Source organism: Corynebacterium sp., from assembly GCF_030152825.1.
In the GTDB taxonomy this organism is placed as follows: Bacteria; Actinomycetota; Actinomycetes; order Mycobacteriales; family Mycobacteriaceae; genus Corynebacterium.
In genome coordinates this window covers 1-4,479 of record NZ_JASLIP010000093.1, presented here as the reverse complement: position 1 = coordinate 4,479, position 4,479 = coordinate 1, and the positions used below count along the sequence as shown (strand labels likewise).

At 64.6% G+C, this 4,479-nt stretch carries 5 protein-coding genes; 3 read left to right on the top strand and 2 right to left on the bottom strand.

What is annotated here, in order from left to right; genetic code table 11:
• A partial coding sequence (locus Q1V78_RS08945) for a glycosyltransferase 87 family protein (RefSeq protein WP_300613734.1) occupies positions 1–314 on the bottom strand: 314 nt, incomplete at its 3' end.
• A gap of 76 nt (positions 315–390) precedes the next feature.
• On the opposite strand from Q1V78_RS08945, the gene Q1V78_RS08940 reads away from it, so the two are divergent.
• The gene (locus Q1V78_RS08940; RefSeq protein ID WP_300613732.1) at positions 391–1,191 is read left to right on the top strand and encodes a PaaI family thioesterase; all 801 of its coding nucleotides are present in this window, start codon (positions 391–393) and stop codon (positions 1,189–1,191) included.
• 136 nt (positions 1,192–1,327) lie between these two features.
• Here Q1V78_RS08940 and Q1V78_RS08935 read toward each other — a convergent pair whose 3' ends face one another.
• The gene (locus Q1V78_RS08935; protein WP_300613730.1) at positions 1,328–1,891 is read right to left on the bottom strand and encodes a hypothetical protein; all 564 of its coding nucleotides are present in this window, start codon (positions 1,889–1,891) and stop codon (positions 1,328–1,330) included.
• A gap of 233 nt (positions 1,892–2,124) precedes the next feature.
• Here Q1V78_RS08935 and Q1V78_RS08930 point away from each other — a divergent pair, with 233 nt between their 5' ends.
• Positions 2,125–3,840 carry a cytochrome ubiquinol oxidase subunit I gene (locus Q1V78_RS08930; protein ID WP_300613728.1) on the top strand — a complete coding sequence of 572 codons (1,716 nt, stop codon included), beginning with the start codon at positions 2,125–2,127 and terminating at the stop codon, positions 3,838–3,840.
• Positions 3,837–4,479 (top strand): cytochrome d ubiquinol oxidase subunit II (gene cydB / locus Q1V78_RS08925; protein ID WP_300613726.1); only part of this gene is annotated, 643 nt, incomplete at its 3' end. The genes Q1V78_RS08930 and cydB, both read left to right, overlap by 4 nt.

Below are 4,479 nucleotides of genomic sequence, written 5' to 3'. Positions count from 1 at the left end.
AGGGCTGCCACGCTGGCCAGGGTCCAGAGGACCTCCATGGTCTGCTCCCCCACCCAGGTCAGCGGGGCGAAGAGCAGGGCGGCGAAGGGCGGGTAGATGAAGCGGAATCCGGAGCGGGTGTCGAAGTCCACGTAGAGGTTCTCGCCGTCGATGAAGGCCTGTCCCGCGTTACGGAACACGCCCACATCCAGCAGGTACGCGGAGAGCGCGTGCTGGACGCCAGCGGTGATGCCGATCGCGCCGACGATCAGCCCCACGACCAGCACGATAGGTCCGAGCAGGTGTTGCACTCGGGCGAAATCTGGTTTTGACATGCGAAAAACCTTAGCAACCGGAGGAAAACCCGCGGTGTGTTAGCACGCCCCGCCCGTGTATGGGAACATGAATTTTATGAATTCAGCAGTCAAGACGATCACGGGCGTCGCGGGCAAGCCCTTCCAAAAGCTCAAGCTGCCGCAAAAGGTGCTGCGCGAAGGCTTCGAGAACCCCAGCCTGGCACGGCGACTGTTCAACCTGTGGCCCCCGCTGCTGGGCGCTGGCGTGCGCATCACGCACATCGCGGATGACTGGTCCGCCGGCCGCCTGGAGCTGAATCTGCGCTGGTGGAACCGCAATATGCACGGCGCGGGCTTCGGCGGCACGCTGTTTTCCATGACGGATGTGCTCTTCGGCACGCTGGTCATGGGCCGCCTGGGCTCGGACTACGAGGCCTGGACCCGCACTGGCACCTTCCAGTACCTCTCTCCGGGACGTCGCGGCGCCTACCTCGACGTGGAGGTCACCGACGAGCTGCTCGCCTGGATGAAGGAGGTCGTCGCCGAGGACGGTTACTGCAACGTCCCTTATACCTCGGTGATTTACAACAAGGACGGCTCCGTGGCCGGCATCGGCCAGCAGGATCTGCATGTCCGTCCGCGCCGTTCGGGCAAGCTTGCCCACCTCAAGCGCGCACCGGAGCCGAAGCACGCCACCGAGGCCCGTGGCCTGGTGCTGGAGTCCCTGGCTAACGCGGTGTTGTGGCACTGCTTCAAGCAGCAGCCGAGCGTGCTGACCTCCCTGATGAGCCGCCAGCGCCGCATCCCGCAGCCCGATGAGCAGATGCGCATGGTGGTTCGCGAGGTGCTGGACCGCGAGGCCGCGACCCGCGAGGAGCTGCTGGAGCTGGGTGTGGCGGAGAAGTTCCTGGACTAGGCCCAGCCCCGGCCCCTCCCTGAGGCACATAAAAAGCCGCCGACCACAGTAAACACCAGTGGTCGGCGGCTTTCGCGTTAGCTACGCCGTTCTGAGCGACCTCATCGCTGACGAGTCGGTTAGTAGATGGGGCCGGTTAGTAGATGGCGGCGGATTCGATGCGGCTCGGGGTGGCGTAGGCGATCGTGGCGGTGCAGACGATGCCCGCGAGCGTCACCAGGGTCGCCCAGTCCCCGTCCAGCAGTCCGCCGAGGATCACCCACAGCACCGCGGCCACCACCGCCAACGCGATCACGGCGATGCCAAACAGGTGCTCATTGCCCGTCCCGGAGACCGGGATGTACAGCAGGCCCGCGCCGATGCCGATCAGGCCGGCGACGACAGCCGCGAGCACGGCGGAGGACACACCACCGGCGCTGTAGCCCGCGATCTGGGCGACCAGCAGGTCAACGAGGAAGACGACGGCGAAGGTCACGACGGCGCCGAGCAGCGCGAGCAGCACCAGGTTACTGACGACCTTCTTCGTCTGGAAACGGCCCGCGATCAGGCCCTCCTGCGAAGGCTGGGCCTCGTAGTAGCCCTGGTTGTACTGCTCCTGGCCGTAGCCCTCGCCATAACCCTGCTGGCCATAACCCTGGCCGTAGCCTTGCTGGCCATAGCCCTGGTTGTACTGGCCTTCGTTGTTATTGGGGTAGGTCATGCCATCAATCCTTTGTCCTTATATTGTGCGGTGCCCAACTTTACCGGCTGAACTCCCCTCCATCAGCCCGGAGCCGGTTTGGCAGGAAGTCCTTATTATCCTCACGGGAACTAATCCGCCTCCGCGACCGACCACTCAAATACAGCCGTGTGTGGGCCCAATGCGGCCACACCACCGGCTACACCACTCACCTAGACCGGCGCCGAAGGGCGCCGGAAACGTCGGAGGCGTTAATGGAGTTTTCTCTCCTTGCCGCCGGCATGGATACGGCCGGTGGCTTAGACACCGTTGCCTTGTCCCGCTGGCAATTCGGCATCACCACGGTTTATCACTTTATTTTTGTCCCGCTGACCATTGGGCTGGCACCACTCGTCGCACTCATGCAGACCTTCTGGGCCGTCACGAAGAAGCCCTACTGGTACCGCGCCACCCGCTTTTTCGGTGTGGTTCTGCTCGTGAACTTCGCCATGGGCGTGGCCACCGGCATCGTCCAGGAGTTCCAGTTCGGGATGAACTGGTCGGAATACTCGCGGATGGTCGGGGACGTCTTCGGCGGCCCACTCGCCCTCGAGGGCCTGGTCGCCTTCTTCATGGAGTCCGTCTTCTTAGGCATCTGGATCTTCGGTTGGGGCCGGATCCCCACCTGGCTGCACACGCTCGCCATCTGGGCGGTGGCACTGGCGGTCAACCTCTCGGCGTACTTCATCATCGTCGCGAACTCCTTCATGCAGCACCCGGTGGGCGCGGAGTTCAACCCCGAGACCGGGCGCGCGGAGCTCACGGACATCGTCGCGCTGTTGACCAACCCCACCGCACTGGCGGCCTTCCCCCACGCTGTGGCTGGGTCCTTCCTCACCGCGGGCACGTTCGTCCTCGGTGTCTCTGGTTGGTGGTTGATTAAGGACGCCCGGGCCAAGGCGAAGGCTGCCACCGCAACTCAAGATGACGTGGCCCTGGACAACGCCCCGGCAGCGGAGGCGTCGGCGTCGGGAACCGACACGGTAGCGATGGACACCGCACCGTCCAAGGCAGTGGCGTCGTCGTCCGAAAAGAACACCGCGACCAGCGACGACGACCGTCACAGCATGCACCGCCCGGCGATGAAGGTGGGGCTGTGGACCACGATCCTGTCCTCGATTGGGGTGTTCATCACCGGCGATATTCAGGCGAAGCTGATGTTCGTTCAGCAGCCGATGAAGATGGCCTCGGCCGAGTCCCTGTGCCACACGGAAACCGACCCGTCGTTCTCGATCCTCACGATCGGTACGCACAATAACTGCGAATCGGTCATTCACATCCTCAAGGCGCCGTTCGTGCTGCCTTTCCTCGCGGAGGGCAAGCTCTCGGGCGTGACCCTGCAGGGCGTGATGGATCTGCAGGAGAAGGCGGAGGCGCTGTACGGGCCGGGGAACTACTCCCCGAATCTCTTCGTGACCTACTGGTCCTTCCGAGCCATGATCGGACTGATGGTGGGCTCCCTCGCCCTGGCCTTCTTCGCCTGGCTATTCACCCGCAAGGGGCGCCTGCCGAAGGGCAAGTGGGCCACCATCTTCTCCTGGGGCTGCCTGGCGGCGATCCCCTTCCCCTTCCTCGCGAACTCCTCGGGCTGGATCTTCACCGAGATGGGCCGCCAGCCGTGGGTAATCCACCCGAACCCGGAATCGGTGGGTGATCCGCGCACCGAGTCGATCCGCATGCTGGTCGACCACGGGGTTTCTGGGCACGAGCCGTGGGTGGTCATCGTGACCTTGGTGGGCTTCACCCTGATCTACGGCATCCTCGCGGTGGTGTGGTTCTGGCTGATCCGCCGCGTGGTTCTCGACGGTCCGCCGGCCGCATCCGGCCCGGAGGCGGTGGCGTCCGATACCACTGAAGATGACGAAGAAAAGCAGCTGCAGCCTGCGGGAACGGTGAGCTTCGCGCGCGGCGCGGAAGGGAAGGAATCATGAGTATCGACCTGCCTACCCTGTGGTTTGGCCTCATCGTCTTCCTCTTCGCGGGCTACTTCATGCTGGAGGGCTTCGGCTTCGGGGTGGGGCTGCTCCTGCCCTTCCTGGGTCGCGACGAGGCCCGCCGTAGCGCCATGATCCGCACCATCGGGCCCGTCTGGGACGGCAACGAGGTCTGGCTTATCACCGCGGGAGGTGCGCTCTTCGCGGCGTTCCCTGCCTGGTATGCGGACATGTTTAGCGGCTTCTACCTGCCGCTATTCCTCATCCTCCTGGGGCTGATTGTGCGCATCGTGGGCCTGGAGTGGCGCACGAAGGTCAACTCCGCGAAGTGGCGTGCCTGGTGTGATGCCGGGATCATCGCCGGCTCCTGGATCTCACCGATCGTGTGGGGCGTGGCGGTGGCCAACCTGGTGAGCGGCATCCCGGAGAACGTCGCTCACGTTTACCCCCTATTCCACCCTTATGCGCTGGTGGGCGCGGCGGCGCTGGTGTGCATCTTCGCGCTGCACGGGCTGACCTTCATCCGGCTCAAGACCGCGGGCGTGCTGCGCGAGGAGGCGCAGCGCTTCATCGCCCCGCTGGCGGTCGGCTCGATTGGGTTCGGTGGCGTGTTCGCCCTCTGGACTCAGCTGGGCT

Excerpts from the sequence above, each read along its gene's own strand:
- Q1V78_RS08940 (WP_300613732.1), top strand. The coding sequence starts at position 391 with ATGAATTCAGCAGTCAAGACGATCACGGGCGTCGCGGGCAAGCCCTTC.
- Q1V78_RS08935 (WP_300613730.1), bottom strand. The coding sequence starts at position 1,891 with ATGACCTACCCCAATAACAACGAAGGCCAGTACAACCAGGGCTATGGC.
- Q1V78_RS08930 (WP_300613728.1), top strand. The coding sequence starts at position 2,125 with ATGGAGTTTTCTCTCCTTGCCGCCGGCATGGATACGGCCGGTGGCTTA.